16 protein-coding genes are annotated in these 16,545 nt (G+C 69.0%); 7 read left to right on the top strand and 9 right to left on the bottom strand.

Going from position 1 to position 16,545, the window contains the following annotated elements; translation table 11 throughout:
• Nucleotides 1-83 precede the first annotated feature (83 nt).
• The 3 genes from AC3ANR_RS09940 to AC3ANR_RS09930 all read left to right on the top strand — a co-directional run bounded on the left by AC3ANR_RS09940 (nucleotide 84) and on the right by AC3ANR_RS09930 (nucleotide 3,549).
• Nucleotides 84-1,772: a PhoH family protein gene (locus AC3ANR_RS09940; RefSeq protein ID WP_488291709.1), complete on the top strand. Its 1,689-nt coding sequence runs from the start codon at nucleotides 84-86 to the stop codon at nucleotides 1,770-1,772.
• 86 nt (nucleotides 1,773-1,858) lie between these two features.
• Nucleotides 1,859-2,299 (top strand): DUF2844 domain-containing protein, encoded by a 441-nt coding sequence (locus AC3ANR_RS09935; RefSeq protein ID WP_488291708.1) that lies wholly within the window; start codon nucleotides 1,859-1,861, stop codon nucleotides 2,297-2,299.
• A complete protein-coding gene (locus tag AC3ANR_RS09930; protein ID WP_488291707.1) occupies nucleotides 2,296-3,549 on the top strand; it encodes a DUF3443 domain-containing protein in 1,254 nt (417 codons plus the stop codon). Before AC3ANR_RS09935 ends, AC3ANR_RS09930 begins: the two co-directional genes overlap by 4 nt.
• Nucleotides 3,550-3,558: 9 nt before the next feature.
• On the opposite strand, the gene dnaB is transcribed toward AC3ANR_RS09930, so the two are convergent.
• The 8 genes from dnaB to ppsA all read right to left on the bottom strand — a co-directional run bounded on the left by dnaB (nucleotide 3,559) and on the right by ppsA (nucleotide 11,702).
• Complete coding sequence (dnaB, locus tag AC3ANR_RS09925) at nucleotides 3,559-4,968, bottom strand: replicative DNA helicase (protein ID WP_488291706.1); 1,410 nt, start codon at nucleotides 4,966-4,968, stop codon at nucleotides 3,559-3,561.
• A 212-nt stretch (nucleotides 4,969-5,180) separates the two neighbouring features.
• Nucleotides 5,181-5,633, bottom strand: coding sequence for a 50S ribosomal protein L9 (gene rplI, locus AC3ANR_RS09920; protein ID WP_488291705.1), 453 nt, complete (start codon nucleotides 5,631-5,633; stop codon nucleotides 5,181-5,183).
• A gap of 11 nt (nucleotides 5,634-5,644) precedes the next feature.
• The gene (gene rpsR, locus AC3ANR_RS09915; RefSeq protein WP_488291704.1) at nucleotides 5,645-5,926 is read right to left on the bottom strand and encodes a 30S ribosomal protein S18; all 282 of its coding nucleotides are present in this window, start codon (nucleotides 5,924-5,926) and stop codon (nucleotides 5,645-5,647) included.
• Between the two features lie 13 nt (nucleotides 5,927-5,939).
• Nucleotides 5,940-6,218 (bottom strand): primosomal replication protein N, encoded by a 279-nt coding sequence (priB, locus tag AC3ANR_RS09910; protein WP_488291703.1) that lies wholly within the window; start codon nucleotides 6,216-6,218, stop codon nucleotides 5,940-5,942.
• A 35-nt stretch (nucleotides 6,219-6,253) separates the two neighbouring features.
• The gene (gene rpsF / locus AC3ANR_RS09905) at nucleotides 6,254-6,619 is read right to left on the bottom strand and encodes a 30S ribosomal protein S6 (RefSeq protein ID WP_325000715.1); all 366 of its coding nucleotides are present in this window, start codon (nucleotides 6,617-6,619) and stop codon (nucleotides 6,254-6,256) included.
• Nucleotides 6,620-6,749: 130 nt separating this feature from the next.
• On the bottom strand, nucleotides 6,750-7,022 hold the full coding sequence (locus AC3ANR_RS09900; protein ID WP_488291702.1) for a DUF4212 domain-containing protein: 273 nt from the start codon (nucleotides 7,020-7,022) through the stop codon (nucleotides 6,750-6,752).
• Between the two features lie 144 nt (nucleotides 7,023-7,166).
• Nucleotides 7,167-9,239 carry a VC_2705 family sodium/solute symporter gene (locus AC3ANR_RS09895; RefSeq protein ID WP_488291701.1) on the bottom strand — a complete coding sequence of 691 codons (2,073 nt, stop codon included), beginning with the start codon at nucleotides 9,237-9,239 and terminating at the stop codon, nucleotides 7,167-7,169.
• A 69-nt stretch (nucleotides 9,240-9,308) separates the two neighbouring features.
• Nucleotides 9,309-11,702: a phosphoenolpyruvate synthase gene (gene ppsA / locus AC3ANR_RS09890; protein ID WP_488291700.1), complete on the bottom strand. Its 2,394-nt coding sequence runs from the start codon at nucleotides 11,700-11,702 to the stop codon at nucleotides 9,309-9,311.
• A 189-nt stretch (nucleotides 11,703-11,891) separates the two neighbouring features.
• On the opposite strand from ppsA, the gene ppsR reads away from it, so the two are divergent.
• From ppsR to bfr, 4 genes are all read left to right on the top strand, one after another.
• The gene (gene ppsR / locus AC3ANR_RS09885; protein WP_488291699.1) at nucleotides 11,892-12,713 is read left to right on the top strand and encodes a posphoenolpyruvate synthetase regulatory kinase/phosphorylase PpsR; all 822 of its coding nucleotides are present in this window, start codon (nucleotides 11,892-11,894) and stop codon (nucleotides 12,711-12,713) included.
• A gap of 179 nt (nucleotides 12,714-12,892) precedes the next feature.
• Nucleotides 12,893-13,465: an alkyl hydroperoxide reductase subunit C gene (gene ahpC, locus AC3ANR_RS09880; RefSeq protein WP_488291698.1), complete on the top strand. Its 573-nt coding sequence runs from the start codon at nucleotides 12,893-12,895 to the stop codon at nucleotides 13,463-13,465.
• 88 nt (nucleotides 13,466-13,553) lie between these two features.
• Complete coding sequence (gene ahpF, locus AC3ANR_RS09875; RefSeq protein ID WP_488291697.1) at nucleotides 13,554-15,122, top strand: alkyl hydroperoxide reductase subunit F; 1,569 nt, start codon at nucleotides 13,554-13,556, stop codon at nucleotides 15,120-15,122.
• Between the two features lie 101 nt (nucleotides 15,123-15,223).
• A complete protein-coding gene (gene bfr, locus AC3ANR_RS09870) occupies nucleotides 15,224-15,700 on the top strand; it encodes a bacterioferritin (protein ID WP_488291696.1) in 477 nt (158 codons plus the stop codon).
• Between the two features lie 16 nt (nucleotides 15,701-15,716).
• On the opposite strand, the gene AC3ANR_RS09865 is transcribed toward bfr, so the two are convergent.
• Nucleotides 15,717-16,505, bottom strand: a complete 789-nt coding sequence (locus AC3ANR_RS09865) for an FTR1 family iron permease (protein WP_488291695.1) — start codon at nucleotides 16,503-16,505, stop codon at nucleotides 15,717-15,719.
• Nucleotides 16,506-16,545: the final 40 nt, after the last annotated feature.

Here is a 16,545-nt window from a genome sequence, read left to right as displayed (position 1 = left end):
CACCGCACCCGAAGATCAAGCCGCCCGGCTCGCCTGGCGGCTTTTTCGTTTGTTGACCTCCTTTTTCGGGACGCCCTCGCCCTATGCCGCTGCCCCCCGCCCCCACCAAACGCGCTGCCCTGCTTCCGGCCGAGGCGTACGACGCCCCGGCCCGGTCTTCGCACAAGGCGGCGCGAAAATCGGAGGCGCCCGGCGCGGACACGCCGCTGGCTGAGAAGCCGCAGCTGGAGGACTTCGACGCGCGCGGCGCGGGCGGCGCCGAGGCCGAGCATCCGGCCGCGCTGCTCGAGGAGCCGCCCATGGTCGAGCGGCCCGCGGGCAAGCGCCGGGCGGCCGCCGCGCCGGCCGCGGAACCCGCGCCGCGCCGCAAATCCAAGCCCAACGGTCCCGCCAAGCTCTTCGTGCTGGACACGAATGTGCTGATGCACGACCCGATGTGCCTGTTCCGTTTCGAGGAGCACGACATCTACCTGCCGATGATCGTGCTGGAGGAGCTGGACGGCCACAAGAAGGGCACGACCGAGGTCGCACGCAACGCGCGGCAGGCCAGCCGCTCGCTCGACGCGCTGGCCGGGGGCCAGGGCGCGGACATCGGCGCCGGGCTGAAGCTGAACTCCACCGGCCACACCGAGGCCGGCGGGTGCCTGTTCTTCCAGACCCAGTCGCTCGCCAACCACCTGCCGCCGAGCCTGCCGCAGGGCAAGGCCGACAACCAGATCCTGGGCGTGGTACAGGCGCTGCGCGAGCAATATGCCCCGCGCGAGGTCGTCCTGGTCTCCAAGGACATCAACATGCGCGTCAAGGCGCGCGCGCTGGGCCTGGCCACGGAGGACTACCGCAACGACAAGACGCTCGACGACCTCGAGCTGATGTACGCCGGTTCGCTCGCGCTGCCGGCCGACTTCTGGGCCAAGCACGGCAAGACCGTGGAGAGCTGGCAGAGCGGACAGCACACCTTCTACCGGATCAGCGGGCCCATCGTGCCCAGCCTGATGATCAACCAGTTCGTGTACTTCGAGGCGCCGGGCGAGCCGAGCCTGTACGCGCGCGTCACCGAGATCCGCGGCAAGACCGCGGTGCTGCGCACGCTGAAGGACTACGGCCACCTGAAGAACGCCGTCTGGGGCGTCACCACGCGCAACCGCGAGCAGAACTTCGCCATGAACCTGCTGATGGATCCGGAGGTGGACTTCGTCACCCTCACGGGCACCGCCGGCACGGGCAAGACGCTGATGGCGCTGGCCGCGGGCCTGACGCAGGTGCTGGACGACCGGCGCTACACCGAGATCATCATGACCCGCGCCACGGTCAGCGTCGGCGAGGACATCGGCTTCCTGCCCGGCACCGAGGAGGAGAAGATGGGCCCGTGGATGGGGGCCCTCGACGACAACCTCGAGGTCCTCGGCAAGACCGACACCGGCGCCGGTGAATGGGGCCGCGCGGCCACCAACGAGCTGATCCGCAGCAAGATCAAGATCAAGAGCATGAACTTCATGCGCGGGCGCACGTTCCTGAACAAGTACGTGATCCTCGACGAGGCGCAGAACCTCACGCCCAAGCAGATGAAGACCCTGATCACGCGCGCCGGCCCCGGCACCAAGATCATCTGCATGGGCAACCTGGCCCAGATCGACACGCCCTACCTCACCGAAGGCTCCTCCGGGCTGACGTTCGCGGTCGACAAGTTCAAGGGCTGGCCGCACAGCGGGCACATCACGCTCGCGCGCGGCGAACGCTCCCGGCTCGCCGATTTCGCGAGCGAGGTCCTGTAGCCCGGTTGCAGCCGAGCCGCATGCCCGCCATGATGGCGCCAGAGGCGGCCCCACGAGGGGCCGCCTCGTCCGACAGAACGTTCCACATGCAAGTCCTTCTCCGCCCCATCGTGGCCGCGACGCTCCTGGCGCTCGGCTCCCCGTCCTTCGCCGGGCTCGGCGAACGTGCCGGCACGCCCGCACCCGCGGCCACCGTGCAGCGCGCCAGCACCGCATCCGGCGCCGCGTACACGCACGTGCAGCGGACGCTGGACACCGGCACGGTGTTGCACGAATTCGCGGATGCCTCCGGCACCGTGTTCGCGGTGTCCTGGTCCGGCCCGTTCCTGCCGGACCTGCGCGAGCTGCTCGGTCCGTCGTTCCCCGCCCTCGCATCGGCCGGCACGAGCCGCGGCACCACCTCCGCCATCAGCGTGAGCCGGCCCGACCTGGTGCTGGTGTCCTCGGGCCGCATGGGCGCCTTCGACGGCCGCGCGTGGCTGCCGCCCCGCCTGCCCGCAGGTTTCGACATCCGCCAGATCCCATGACCGTCCGCGCTCCCCTCTCCATCCGTTCCTGGCTGGCCGGCCTCGGCCTGGCCCTGCTGCTCGCCGGCTGCGGCGGTGGTGGCGGCGGTGGCGAGAGCCCCGCCCCCGCGAGCACCACCTCGTCGCCGCCGGTCGACGGCGGCACCGTCTCGACGCCTGCCGTCAGCGGCGCCAACGTCCTGCAGGTCGTGGTGGACCAGGGCCTGGACGGCAGCACCATCAATGCACCTTACGTCACCGTGACGGTCTGCCAGCCGGGCACCTCCGTGTGCCAGGACATCGACCACGTGCTGGTCGACACCGGCTCCACCGGGCTGCGCGTGGCCGCCTCCGCCGTCGCCACTCTCGGCCTTCCCGCGGTGACCAACGGCACCGGCGCCCCCGTGGCGCAGTGCGCGCAGTTCGCCAGCGGCTTCACCTGGGGCGGCGTGCGCCGGGCCGACGTGCGCCTGGCCAGCCAGACGGCGTCCTCGGCATCCATCCAGGTGATCTCGGATCCCGCGTTCCCGACCGTGGCCAGCGACTGCACGGCGGTCGGCGGCAACCTGAACGCGGGTGCCGGCGCGGCCAAGGGCATCCTGGGTGTCGGGCTGTTCGTGCAGGATTGCGGCCTCGCCTGCCAGCTGAGCACCACCCCGAAGATCTACTACGACTGCAGCAGCGGCAGCTGCAACTCCACCACGCTCGCCACCGCTTCGCAGGTGACCAACCCCGTGGCCTTGCTGGCCACGAACAACAACGGCGTGGCGCTGGTCATGCCGCAGGTGCCCCCCGGTGGGGCGACCCGCGTCACCGGCTCGCTCATCCTGGGCATCGGCACGCAGAGCAACAACCAGCTCAACGGCGCCACCGTGCTGGCGACGGACCAGCGCGGCTACTTCAAGACCACCTACAAGGGCGTGACCTACGCCCGCAGCTTCATCGACAGCGGCTCCAACGGCTTCTTCTTCACCGACAGCGCCCTGCCGCGCTGCAGCCGCTCGACCGACTTCTACTGCCCGCCCTCGCCCACGGACCTCACGGCCACGCAGGTGTCGGTGACCGGCACCTCGCGCGACGTGACGTTCACCGTGGAGGCGGTCGACAACCTGTCGCAGAGCACCGCAGCCGCGCACGTCGGCGGCGACCCGGGCGCGGCCCTGACCCAGAGCTTCGACTGGGGCCTGCCGTTCTTCTTCGGCCGCACGGTGTTCACCGCGATCAGCGGCGCCAGCACGCCGGCCGGGCCCGGCCCGTACTGGGCCTGGTGAGCGCCGCGCTCAGAAGTCGTCGCTGCCGCCGCTGGCCAGCGACTCGAACTTCGTGAGCGGCTTCAGGAAGGCGAGCTTGACGGTCCCGGTGGGGCCGTTTCGCTGCTTGCTGATGATGATCTCGGCGACGCCGGGCTCCTTGGAGTCCTTGTTGTAGTAGTCGTCGCGGTAGATGAACATGATCACGTCCGCGTCCTGCTCGATGGCGCCGGATTCGCGCAGGTCGCTCATCATCGGCCGCTTGTCGGTGCGCGACTCCACGCCGCGCGACAGCTGCGACAGCGCGATCACCGGGCAGCCCAGCTCCTTGGCCAGCATCTTCAGGCCGCGCGAGATCTCGCCCACGGCCGTGGCGCGGTTCTCGTCGCTCATGCCCGAGGACACGCTCATGAGCTGCAGGTAGTCGATCACGATCAGGCCCAGCTTGCCGCCGCACTGGCGCGCCAGCCGCCGGGCGTTGGCGCGCAGTTCGCTCACGGTCAGGCCCGGCGTCTCGTCGATGTGCAGCGACACGTTGCGCAGGCGCTCGATGGCCTCGGTGAGGCGCGGCCACTCGTCGTCGGTGAGCTTGCCGGTGCGCAGGTGCCCCTGGTCGATGCGGCCGATCGAGCCGACGATACGCACGGCCAGCTGCGAGGCGCCCATTTCCATCGAGAACACCGCCACCGGCAGGCCCTCGTTGAGCGCCACGTGCTCGGCGATGTTGATGGCGAACGCCGTCTTGCCCATCGACGGCCGCGCCGCGAGCACCACCATGTCGCCCGCCTGCAGGCCCGAGGTCATGCGATCCAGGTCGTGGAAGCCGGTGGGCACGCCGGTGATGTCGTTGGGGTTGTCGGCCATCTCCTGGACCCGGTCCAGCAGCTGCACCACCAGGCTGTCCATCGCCTGGAACCCCTGCTTCATCCGCGAGCCTTCCTCGCCGATGTTGAAGATCTTCTGCTCGGCCTCGTCCAGGATCTGGTCGACCGCCTTGCCCTGCGTGTTGAAGGCGGCGGTGGCGATCTCGTCGGAAGCCGACACCAGTTTGCGCAGGATCGAGCGCTCGCGCACGATCTCGGCGTAGCGGCGGATGTTGCTGGCGCTGGGAACGTACTGCGCCAGGCCGTTCAGGTACGCCAGGCCGCCCACCTCCTCGGCCTTGCCCAGGCCCTGCAGGTGCTCGTAGACGGTGATCACGTCGGCCGGCCGCGACCCGTTGATCAAGGCGCCGATGCCTGCGTAGATCAGCTTGTGTTCGTAGCGGTAGAAGTCGCCGTCGGTGAGCAGGTCGCCGACCCGGTCCCAGGCGCCGTTGTCGATCAGCAGGCCGCCCAGCACGCTGGACTCGGCCTCGACCGAATGGGGCGGCACGCGCAGCTGCGCGATCTGCCGGTCACGCGGCAAGTCGTCGTTGACGGACGTTAGGACGGCGGACATGCGCGGGGGTTCTCCTCGAGGGCGATGCTAGCGGTGCCACTGTGGAAATGTCGAGGCACAACGCTGGGAAGATCGCGTGGACAGGCTGTGGATGACTGGCCGGAACCTGTGGATTGCAGGCGGGCAAAAAGAAAAACCGCCCGAAGGGGCGGTCTTCTCGAGGACCAGGCTGCCGCGAAGGACTGCCTGGCTGCCCGTTCGGGCGAAGCGGATTACGCGGTTTCGCCGTAGACGGTGACGTTGATGTCCACGACCACGTCGGTGTGCAGCGCCACGCTGACGGTGGAATCGCCCACCGTTTTGATCGGGCCGCTGGGCATGCGCACCTGCGACTTGCTCACCTTGTAGCCCTGCTTGCCCAGCTCTTCGGCGATGTCGAAGTTGGTCACGGAGCCGAACAGGCGGCCGTCGACGCCGGCCTTCTGGGTCAGCTTCAGCGTGGTGCCGGAGAGCTTCTCGCCCTGGGCCTGCGCCTCGGACAGCTTGGCGGCCGCGGCCTTCTCGAGTTCGACGCGCTTGGCTTCGAATTCGGCCTTGTTCGCCTCGGTGGCGCGGCGGGCGCGGCCCGACGGGATCAGGAAGTTGCGGGCGTACCCGTCCTTGACCTTGACGATCTCGCCCAGGCTGCCCAGGTTGACGACCTTGTCCAGAAGAATGACTTGCATGTTCGTTCTCCTCAGATGCGGTGCTGGTCGCTGTACGGCACCATGGCCAGGAAGCGCGCGCGCTTGATGGCGGTGTTCAGCTGGCGCTGGTAGATCGCGCGGGTGCCGGTCAGGCGCGCCGGGATGATCTTGCCGTTCTCGGAGATGAAGTCGCGCAGGGTGTCGATGTCCTTGTAGTCGATTTCCTCGACGCCGGCGACGGTGAAGCGGCAGAAGCGCTTGCGCTTGAACAGCAGCGACTGCGTGTTGCGCTTCGGACGCTTGTCCTTGTTGAATTTCTTGAACGTGGCCATGTTGGACCTCTCGTTAATCAGCTGGTTCGAATGACTGGATGTGGAGCACGGGGTGCTTGCCGTTGCGCGGGGTCGCCAGGAATCCCTTGAAGTGCCAGGTGCTGCCGACAGGCTGGCGGACGATGCCTTCCGCCACGCTGCCGATCGCCACCGCCTTGACCGCCGCCCTCACCTGCCTGGGCCCACCCGCCTCGATGACTTGCGACTCGTGTTCGAGCCTCAGGTCCAGGGCCGGGATGCCGGCCGGGGTGTAGCGCAGGGCGCTGGCTTCGTCGATCCGGGCGGAGAGCACGACCTGGTTCAGGGCCGGGCCATTCCCGATGCGCGTTACGACTGGTACTCCGCCTGCTGGGCCTTGCGAGCTTCCTCGCGCTCGACCGTCTTCATCATCGACGACGGGCCGGTCTCGGCCTTCTTCTTCTGCACCGTCAGGTGGCGCAGCACGGCGTCGTTGAAGCGGAAGGCGTGCTCGAGCTCACCCATCACGTTCTGGTCGGCCTCGATGTTGACGCACAGGTAGTGCGCCTTGGCGAGCTTGTTGATCTGGTAGGCCAGCTGGCGGCGGCCCCAGTCCTCGACCCGGTGCACCTTCCCGCCGCCGGCGGTGATCATGCCCTTGTAACGCTCCAGCATGGCCGGAACCTGCTCGCTCTGGTCCGGGTGGATCAGCAGCACGATTTCGTAATGACGCATGGACTCTCCTTGTGGATGGCCGGGGTTGCCCGGCAGTGGCAGCCGCCCCCGGCGTCAGACGGAGTGCGGCAAGGCAAAGCGAAAGATTATACATCGGCCCATGCGCCCCGCCCCACCGCGCGCGCCGGGCTCAGCCCTGGGCGCCGGCCGCCTGGCGATCCAGGCGATCCATCGAGCGCGCGTACAGCCACGTGATCAGCACGTACAGCAGCGGTCCGCCCTGCGCGCCCATCCAGAAGCTGAACGGCCAGCCGAACACCCGGAAATGCAGGTCGCGGGCGAAGAACGCCAGCACGAACGTCAGCAGCCAGGCCGCCAGCAGCACCGCCGTGATCCGCAGGGTGCCGCGCCGGTGCGGCGCGCTCGCGGGGTCTTGCGGCTCAGCGGAAGGTGGCACGTCCATGTCCGCATGCTCGCGGCCCGCTCTGACCCGTGGCTGACACCGTGCGTGCGCGGCGGGCCCGTGCGGATTGCCTCGGCGACCCCGACCGGCTGCCCGCCAGGCAGGACGCCGACAGGGCCATGCCCGAGGCCCTGCCGGCGCCGCTCATGCGCGGACAGGCACGGGGACCGGACGCGTCGCGAGGCTGACCGCCACCGTCGCGGCCACCCCCGCCGCGACGCCGAACACGCCGGAGCAGACGGGAACGATGCCGAACCACTGGGGTCCCGGCCCCGCGAGGCCGAGCGCCGCGCGCAGCGACGGCGCATTGGCCGCCAGGTACCACGCCGTGACGGCGAGGCCGGTGGCCATGCCCGCGGTCGCCCCCGCCCGCGTCGCACGGGGCCAGAAGATCCCGAGCACCAGGGCCGGCACGAAGGTCGACGCGGCGAGCGAGAACGAGGCCGAGACCAGGGGCAGGATGTCGGCCGGCTTGAGCGACGCCACCAGCGCGGCGAGGAGCGCCACGGACAGCAGCGCGAACTTGGACAGGATGACCCGCTGCTCCGGCGCCATCTGCGGGCGCACGTCGTGGCTGTACAGGTCGCGCACCATGGCGTTGCTGATCGTGAGGAGCAGCCCGTCGGCCGTCGACAGCGCCGCCGCCAGGCCGCCCGCGGCGACCAGCGCGGAGACCACGTAGGGCATGCCGCCGATCTCCGGCGTGGCGAGCATGATGATGTCGGTGCCCAGCCGGATCTCGCCGAACTGAAGCCGGCCGTCGCCGTTGACGTCGGCCACCGAGACCAGGGCGGGGTCGACGCGCGCCCACTGCACGATCCAGGAGGGCAAGGCGTCGAAGCGGCTGCCCACCAGGTGCTGCATCACCTCGAACTTCACCAGCACGGCCAGCGCGGGCACGCTCAGGTACAGCAGCGCGATGAAGAACAGGGCCCAGGCGACGGACTGCCGCGCCTGCGGCACGCCGGTGGTCGTGTAGAAGCGCGTGAGCAGGTGCGGCAGGCCCGCCGTGCCCACCATCAGGCAGAACATCAGCGCGAGGAAATTCCGGCGCGACACCTCGAAGGCCTCGCGTTCGGCCGGCGTGCCGTCCGGATCCCCGGCGAAAGGCGTGCCATGGGGCGGCAATCCGGTGAGGGGCCGCGACCGCTCGAGGCTGTCCTGCAGCGCGCGGGTCCATTGCTCGCGCGCGGAAGCGACGTCGCGCGGCAGCGCGGCGAGCGCGCGGTTCGCCGCCAGCACCTGCGACGAGTCGGCGCCGCGGGACTTGAGCTGGCGCACGCGCTCCTGCGCGGCGGCCCGTTCGCGCTGCAGCGAGCCCTCCACGTCCGTCAGCCACAGGCGATAGCGCTGCGCGCGGCGCAGGTATTCCGCCTGCACCTGCTTCTCCTCCGGCGCGGCGACGAGTTTCTTCTCGAGCTCCTCGATCTTCGCCAGTTGCTGGCCCACGACCAGCGGTGCGAGCGGGTTGCCGACCTGCTTGTAGGCAAGCCACGAGACCGGGATGAGGAAGGCCAGCAGCAGCACGACGTACTGCGCGACCTGGGTCCAGGTGACGGCGCGCATGCCGCCCAGGAACGAGCACAGGAGCACGCCGCCCAGCCCGAGCAGGATGCCGATCTCGAACTGCACGCCGGTCAGGCGCGAGGCGATCAGGCCGATGCCATAGATCTGCGCCACGACATAGGTGAACGAGCAGGCGATGGCGCCCACCGCCGCCAGCCGCCTGGGCCAGGCGCCGCCGTAGCGCACCTGGAAATAGTCGGGGAGCGTGTACAGGCCGAGGCTGCGCAGGTACGGCGCCACCAGCAGCGCCACCAGGCAGAAACCGCCCGTCCAGCCCAGGACGTAGGCCAGGCCGCCCGGCTGCCCCGGACTGCCCGAGAACCCCTGCAGGTACAGCCCGCCGGCCAGGCTGATGAACGACGCCGCGCTCATCCAGTCGGCGGCGGTGGCCATGCCGTTGTACAGGGGCGGGATACGCCGGCCCGCGACGTAGTACTCCTCCGGGTCGGTCGTGCGTCCCCAGATGCCGATGGCGGCATAGACCATCACCGTGCCGAACAGGAACAGCGGTCCCAGCCAGTGACGGGCGAGCCCCCGCTGCTCCGCCCACGCGAGCAGCAGCAGCACGCTGCACAGGCCAAGGATGTACAGCCCCAGGATGCGGGCCAGCCGGCGCGCGTAGCGTGCCTCCTGGCGGTCGTTGTCAGCCATCGGGTGGTCGGGCCCTCCGCCCCGATGATCGCACCCCGGGGGCCACCGGCCCCTCAGGGATTGCTCGCGTCAGTGCCTGGCCAGCTGGTGCCAGGTGTCGATGACGCTGTCCGGGTTCAGCGAGATCGAGGTGATGCCCTCGTCCGCCAGCCACTTGGCGAAGTCCGGATGGTCGCTGGGGCCCTGGCCGCAGATGCCCACGTACTTGCCCTGCTTGCGGCAGGCGGCGATGGCGCGCGAGAGCAAGGCCTTGACGGCGGGGTCCCGCTCGTCGAAGTCCACGGCCAGCAGTTCCAGGCCGGAATCGCGGTCCAGGCCCAGGGTGAGCTGGGTGAGGTCGTTGGAGCCGATCGAGAAGCCGTCGAAGTACTCCAGGAACTCGTCGGCCAGGATGGCGTTGCTCGGCACCTCGCACATCATGATCACGCGCAGGCCGTCCTGGCCGCGCCGCAGGCCCTGGTCGGCCAGCAGGCGGGTGACGCGCTCGGCCTGGCCCAGCGTGCGCACGAACGGCACCATGATCTCGACGTTGGTCAGCCCCATGTCGCGGCGCACGCGCAGCAGCGCCTCGCACTCCATGGCGAAGGCCTCGCGGAAGTCCTCGCTGATGTAGCGGGCCGCGCCGCGGAAGCCCAGCATCGGGTTTTCCTCCTCGGGCTCGTAGCGGCTGCCGCCGATCAGCTTGCGGTACTCGTTGCTCTTGAAGTCCGACAGCCGCACGATCACCGGCTTGGGCCAGAAGGCCGCGGCGATGGTGGCCACGCCCTCGGCGACCTTGTCGACATAGAACGCCCGCGGCGACGCATGGCCGCGCGCCACCGATTCGACCGCCTTCTTCAGGTCGGCGTCGACGTTCGGGTAGTCGAGGATCGCCTTCGGGTGGACGCCGATGTTGTTGTTGATGATGAATTCCAGCCGCGCCAGGCCGACCCCGTGGTTGGGCAGTTGCGCGAAGTCGAATGCCAGCTGCGGGTTGCCCACGTTCATCGTCATCTTCACGGCGATCTCGGGCATCTCGCCCCGCTGCACCTCGCTGACCTCGGTCTCCAGCAGGCCGTCATAGATGAACCCCGTGTCGCCCTCGGCGCAGCTGACGGTGACGAGCGTGCCGTCCTTGAGCGTGCTGGTGGCATCGCCGCAGCCGACCACCGCCGGAATGCCCAGCTCGCGCGCGATGATCGCCGCGTGGCAGGTGCGGCCGCCCCGGTTGGTGACGATGGCGCTGGCGCGCTTCATCACCGGTTCCCAGTTCGGGTCGGTCATGTCGGTGACCAGCACGTCGCCGGGCTGGACGCGGTCCATCTCGGAGATGTTGTGGACCAGGCGCACCGGGCCGGTGCCGATCTTCTGCCCGATCGCGCGTCCTTCCGCCAGCACGGTGCCCTTGCCCTTGAGCTTGTAGCGCATCTCGGCCTTGCCGTGCTGCTGGCTCTTCACCGTCTCGGGGCGCGCCTGCAGGATGTACAGCTGGCCATCGGCGCCGTCCTTGCCCCACTCGATGTCCATCGGCCGGCCGTAGTGCTGCTCGATCACCAGCGCATAGCGGGCCAGTTCCTCCACCTCGGCGTCGGTGAGCGAGTAGCGGTTGCGCTGCTCGAGCGGCACGTCGGACGTCTTGACCAGCTTGCCCGTCGCCGCCTTCTCCTGCTCGCTGCTGAACACCATCTGGATCAGCTTGGAGCCGAGGTTGCGGCGGATCACGGCGCGCTTGCCGTCGCGCAGCATGGGCTTGTGCACGTAGAACTCGTCCGGGTTCACGGCGCCCTGCACCACGGTCTCGCCCAGCCCGTAGCTGGAGGTGATGAACACGACGTCCTGGAAGCCCGACTCGGTGTCGATGGTGAACATCACGCCCGCGGCGCCCAGGTCGCTGCGCACCATGCGCTGCACGCCGGCGGACAGCGCCACGTCCGAATGCTGGAACCCCTTGTGCACGCGATAGCTGATGGCGCGGTCGTTGTACAGGGAGGCGAACACCTCCTTGACCTTGTGCAGCACCTCCTCGATGCCGATCACGTTCAGGAACGTCTCCTGCTGGCCGGCGAACGAGGCGTCGGGCAGGTCCTCGGCCGTGGCCGACGAGCGCACCGCGAAGCTCACGTTCGGATCGCCGCCATGCAGTGTCTCGAACGCGGTGCGGATCTCGCGCTCGAGATCGGCCGGGAACGGCTGGGCCTCGACCCAGCCGCGGATCTCCGCCCCGGCCACGGCGAGCGCGCGGACGTCCTCGGTGTCGAGCGTGTCCAGGCGCTGCTTGATGCGCGCGTCAAGGCCGCCGAAAGCCAGGAATTCGCGGAAGGCATGCGCGGTCGTTGCGAAGCCCGTGGGAACCCGCACGCCCTGGGGCAGCTGGGAGATCATCTCGCCGAGGCTGGCGTTCTTGCCGCCCACCGCCTCGACGTCGGTCATCCTCAGGTTCTCAAACGGTACGACCAAGGCGGTCGCGCTGAACAGTGCAGACATGGGATAGCTCCGGAAGTTGAAACCAGGTCTGCGCGCGGGCGCAGGAGGCGCTGTCCGGCGCTTGGGCTTTGGTGTTCTTGGAATGGGCCGGCGGCGGGCATGGACAGGGCGCTTGATCGTTGCCAGCCATTGTAGGCACGGAGTGCGCCCGCGCGGATGGCCCGGCAGCGCTAGGATGCGGGCGTGTCCATGCATTCCCGCACCGTCTTTTTCATCTCCGATGGCACCGGCATCACCGCCGAGACCTTCGGCAACGCCATCCTGGCGCAGTTCGAGTTCAAGCCGCGCCACGTCCGGCTGCCCTTCATCGACACCGTCGACAAGGCGCACCAGGTCGTGCGGCAGGTCAACCACACGGCCGAGCTCGAGGGGCGGCGGCCGATCGTCTTCACCACGCTGGTGAACGTGGAGATCCTGCAGGTCATCGAGGACGGCTGCAAGGCCATGCTGCTCGACATGTTCGGCACCTTCGTGCGCCCGCTGGAGATCGAGCTGGGCATGAAGTCGAACCACCGCGTCGGGCGCTTCTCCGACGTGAGCAAGAGCAAGGAATACCACGACCGCATCGAGGCCATCAACTTCAGCCTGGCGCACGACGATGGGCAGAGCAACCGCGACCTCGAGCAGGCCGACGTCATCCTGGTGGGGGTCAGCCGCAGCGGCAAGACGCCCACCTCGCTCTACCTGGCCATGCAGTACGGCCTGAAGGCCGCCAACTACCCGCTGATCCCCGAGGACTTCGACCGCCAGCAGCTGCCCGGCGCGCTGGTGCCGCACCGCAAGAAGATCTTCGGGCTGACCATCCAGCCCGAACGGCTGGCCGAGATCCGCAACGAGCGACGGCCGAGTTCGCGCTATGCCTCGCTCGACAATTGCCGGATGGAAGTCGCCGAAGCCGAGGCGATGATGCGCCGGGCCGGCATCCGGTGGCTCTCGACGACGACCAAGTCGATCGAGGAGATCGCCACCACCATCCTGCAGGAAATCCGGCCCGAGCGGCTGGAGTACTGACCGCCCTGCCCCGCCGGCCGCCGGTCGCCGGTCGCCGGCCGCCGGTCGCGCAGCCTTCGCGCGGTCAATAGGCGAAAGCCATGGGCTGCATTGAATCAATGAATTGGATCAATCCAGCGCGGACCGGCAAACTGTCTTTCCGCGAACGAGATTCGTCCGACTAGAGAGGAACCACAACCATGTCCCTGATCAACCAGCAAGTCATTCCCTTCCAGGCCACCGCCTACCACAACGGCAAGTTCGTGCCGGTGAGCGAGGAGACCTTCAAGGGCAAGTGGTCCGTCGTGGTGTTCTACCCGGCCGACTTCACCTTCGTGTGCCCCACCGAGCTCGGCGACCTGGCCGACAACCACGCCGAATTCAAGAAGCTGGGCGTGGAGATCTATGGCGTGTCGACCGACACCCACTTCACCCACAAGGCGTGGCACGACACCTCGGACACGATCAAGAAGGTGCAGTACCCGCTGATCGGCGACCCGAACCACCAGCTGGCCCGCTTCTTCCAGGTGCTGATCACCGAGGGCGAGGATGCCGGCCTGGCGCTGCGCGGCACCTTCGTCATCGACCCCGAGGGCCGCATCAAGACCATCGAGGTGCACGACAACGGCATCGGCCGCGACGCCAAGGAAACGCTGCGCCGCGTGAAGGCCGCCCAGTACATCGCCGCCCACCCGGGCGAGGTGTGCCCGGCCAAGTGGAGCGAAGGCGCGGAGACGCTCAAGCCCTCGCTCGACCTCGTCGGCAAGATCTGACCGCCGGCGCCTCGCCGCCTTTCCTCGGGCCCGGGTGCGCCACGCGCCCCGGGCCTTGTCGTTCCTGATTGCTTTCCGGACACCCATCATGCTCGACGCCAACCTCCAGGCCCAGCTCGCCGCCTACCTGCAGCGCATCTCGCAACCGGTGGAGATCACCGCCGTCCTCGACGACTCGAAGGCGTCGCAGGACATGCGCGCGCTCCTGCAGGACATCGCCGCCGCCTCGCCGCTGATGCGCGTGAGCGAGACGCGCGGCGAGCCCGGCGGGTCGAACCGCGTGCCCTCGTTCGCGGTCAACCGGCCCGGCGAGAACCACGGGCCGCGGTTCGCGGGACTGCCGATGGGCCACGAGTTCACCTCGCTCGTGCTGGCGCTGCTGCAGGTCGGGGGCTATCCGCCCAAGGTGGAACAGGACGTCCTCGACCAGATCCGCGCGCTGGACCAGGACCTGGAGTTCGAGGTCTACGTGTCCCTCACCTGCCACAACTGCCCGGACGTCGTGCAGGCGCTGAACCTCATGGCGGTGCAGAACCCGCGCATCCGCGCGACGATGATCGAAGGCGGCCTGTTCCAGCGCGAGATCGAGGAGCGCCAGATCATGGGCGTGCCCACGGTGTTCCTCAACGGCACCATGTTCGGCACCGGCCGCATGACCCTGGAGGAGATCCTGGCCAAGGTCGACAAGGACGGCGAAGCGCGGGAGGCGCGCAAGATCGCGCAGAAGGACCCGTTCGACGTGCTGATCGTCGGCGGCGGGCCGGCCGGCGCCGCGGCGGCCGTCTACGCGGCCCGCAAGGGCATCCGCACCGGCATCGCCTCCGAGCGTTTCGGCGGCCAGGTGCTGGACACGCTGGGCATCGAGAACTTCGTCTCCGTCAAGGAGACCGAGGGGCCCAAGTTCGCGCTGGCGCTGGAGGAGCATGTGCGCCACTACGACGTGGACATCATGAACCTGCAGCGCGCCAAGGCGCTCAAGCCCGATGGCGGCCTGATCGAGATCGAGCTGGAGAACGGCGCCGCGCTGAAGGCGCGCAGCGTCATCCTGTCCACCGGCGCGCGCTGGCGCAAGCTGGGCGTGCCCGGCGAGGAGCAGTACCGCAACAAGGGCGTCGCCTACTGCCCGCACTGCGACGGCCCGCTGTTCAAGGGCAAGCGGGTCGCCGTCGTCGGCGGCGGCAACTCCGGTGTCGAGGCGGCGATCGACCTGGCGGGCATCGTCGGCCACGTGACGCTGCTCGAGTTCGCCGACCAGTTGCGCGCCGACGCGGTGCTGCAGCGCAAGCTCGCCACCCTGCCCAACGTCACCACCCTCCTGAACGCGCAGACGACCGAGGTGACCGGCGACGGGCAGAAGGTCGATGGCCTGGTGTACACCGACCGCGCCACGGGCGAGTCGCACCGCGTCGCGCTCGAGGGCGTGTTCGTGCAGATCGGCCTGGTGCCGAACACGGAATGGCTGCGCGGCGCCGTCGAACTCTCGCGCCACGGCGAGATCGTCGTCGACGCCAAGGGCCAGACGTCGGTGCCGGGCGTGTTCGCCGCGGGCGATGCGACCACCGTGCCGTTCAAGCAGATCATCATCGCCGCCGGCGACGGCGCGAAGGCGGCGCTCGGCGCCTTCGATCACCTGATCCGCAGCTCCGCGCCCGCCTGAACGGGAGCGGCCGTGAAGGCCCGCCGCCCGGCAGACGCCGGCCGGCGGGCCTGTCGTTTGGGCCACAATCGTCGCCGATTCGAACGACCGGAGCACCGCTCATGCAAGGCCATCCCCAAGTCATCCAGCAGCTGCAGGCGCAGCTGAAGAACGAACTGACCGCCACGAACCAGTACTTCCTGCATTACCGCATCCTCAAGCACTGGGGCCTGGACCGGCTGGCGAAGAAGGAATACGAGGAGTCGATCGGCGAGATGAAGCACGCCGACCGGCTGATCGAGCGCATCCTGATGCTCGACGGGCTGCCGAACCTGCAGGACCTGGGCAAGCTGCTCGTCGGCGAGGACGTGCCCGAGATCCTCAACGCCGACCTGCAGAGCGAGCGGGGCGCGCAGGCGACCGTCAAGGAAGGCATCGCGGCGTGCGAGCAGGCGAAGGACTACGTCTCGCGCGAGATCCTGCAGCACATCCTCGAGGACACCGAGGAGCACATCGACTTCCTCGAGACGCAGATCGACCTGCTGGCCAAGGTGGGACTGCAGAACTACCTGCAGTCGCAGATGGGCGAGCCGGGCTGAGCGGCCCGCCGCGCGCTCACTGGGCGCGCGGTTCGACGGACGCGGCCAGGCGGCCCTGGCGGTCCTTCCAGAAGGCGCCCACCAGCCACACCGACGGCAGCGCCACCATCAGCAGCGAGATCACCTGGGCCACGCTGCCCTCGGCGATGCTCTCCGTCGCCTGGTGCCAGTAGGCGTTGTCGATGCCCGGCACCAGCGCGGCCTCGGTGAATTCGTGGAAGCCGCCGACGAGCAACTGCACCGAGAACACCACCATGAAGACCGCGGTGACCTGGAAGAAGCGGCTCAGGTTCACCTTGCTGCCGTGCCGCGTCCACAGCCAGGCGATCCACGCCGCCAGCGCGAATCCGATGGCGCCGCCCCAGGCCATGTGGACCAGGTCGCCGTTGACCGCGAGCGACGCGATCATGGTGGCGGTTTCCACGCCTTCGCGGCCGACCATGAAGACGGCGAAGAGGAACACCGCCCACCAGCCCGAGGTCCCCTCCTGCGCGGTGGCCTCGCCCAGCCGGCCGTCGATGTGCCGCTTCATGTGCTTGCCCATGCGCAGCATGTGCACGGTGCAGCTGATCACCGCTGCCGCGGCGATCCAGGCCATGAGGCCCTCGGTCGCGGGTGACATCGCGCCGACCTTCGACAGCACGAGGCCGAGCACGGCGGACAGCGCGAGCGCGGTGCCCACGCCGGCGCGGATCGCGCCGACCAGCTGCTCACGTCCGGAGCGGCGCAGGTAGAGCGCGGCGATCGCGACGATCAGCAGCGCTTCCAGCCCTTCCCGGAAGGCGATCAGCAGGGTTTGCAGCATGGGGACTCCTGGTTCGGCAGAGCGGATGCTCGTTGCCTGC

The sequence above is a fragment of the Ramlibacter sp. JJN2-2R genome, from assembly GCF_057747835.1.
Note: the sequence above shows the minus strand (reverse complement) of the source record. Positions and strands in the feature narration are given on the sequence as shown.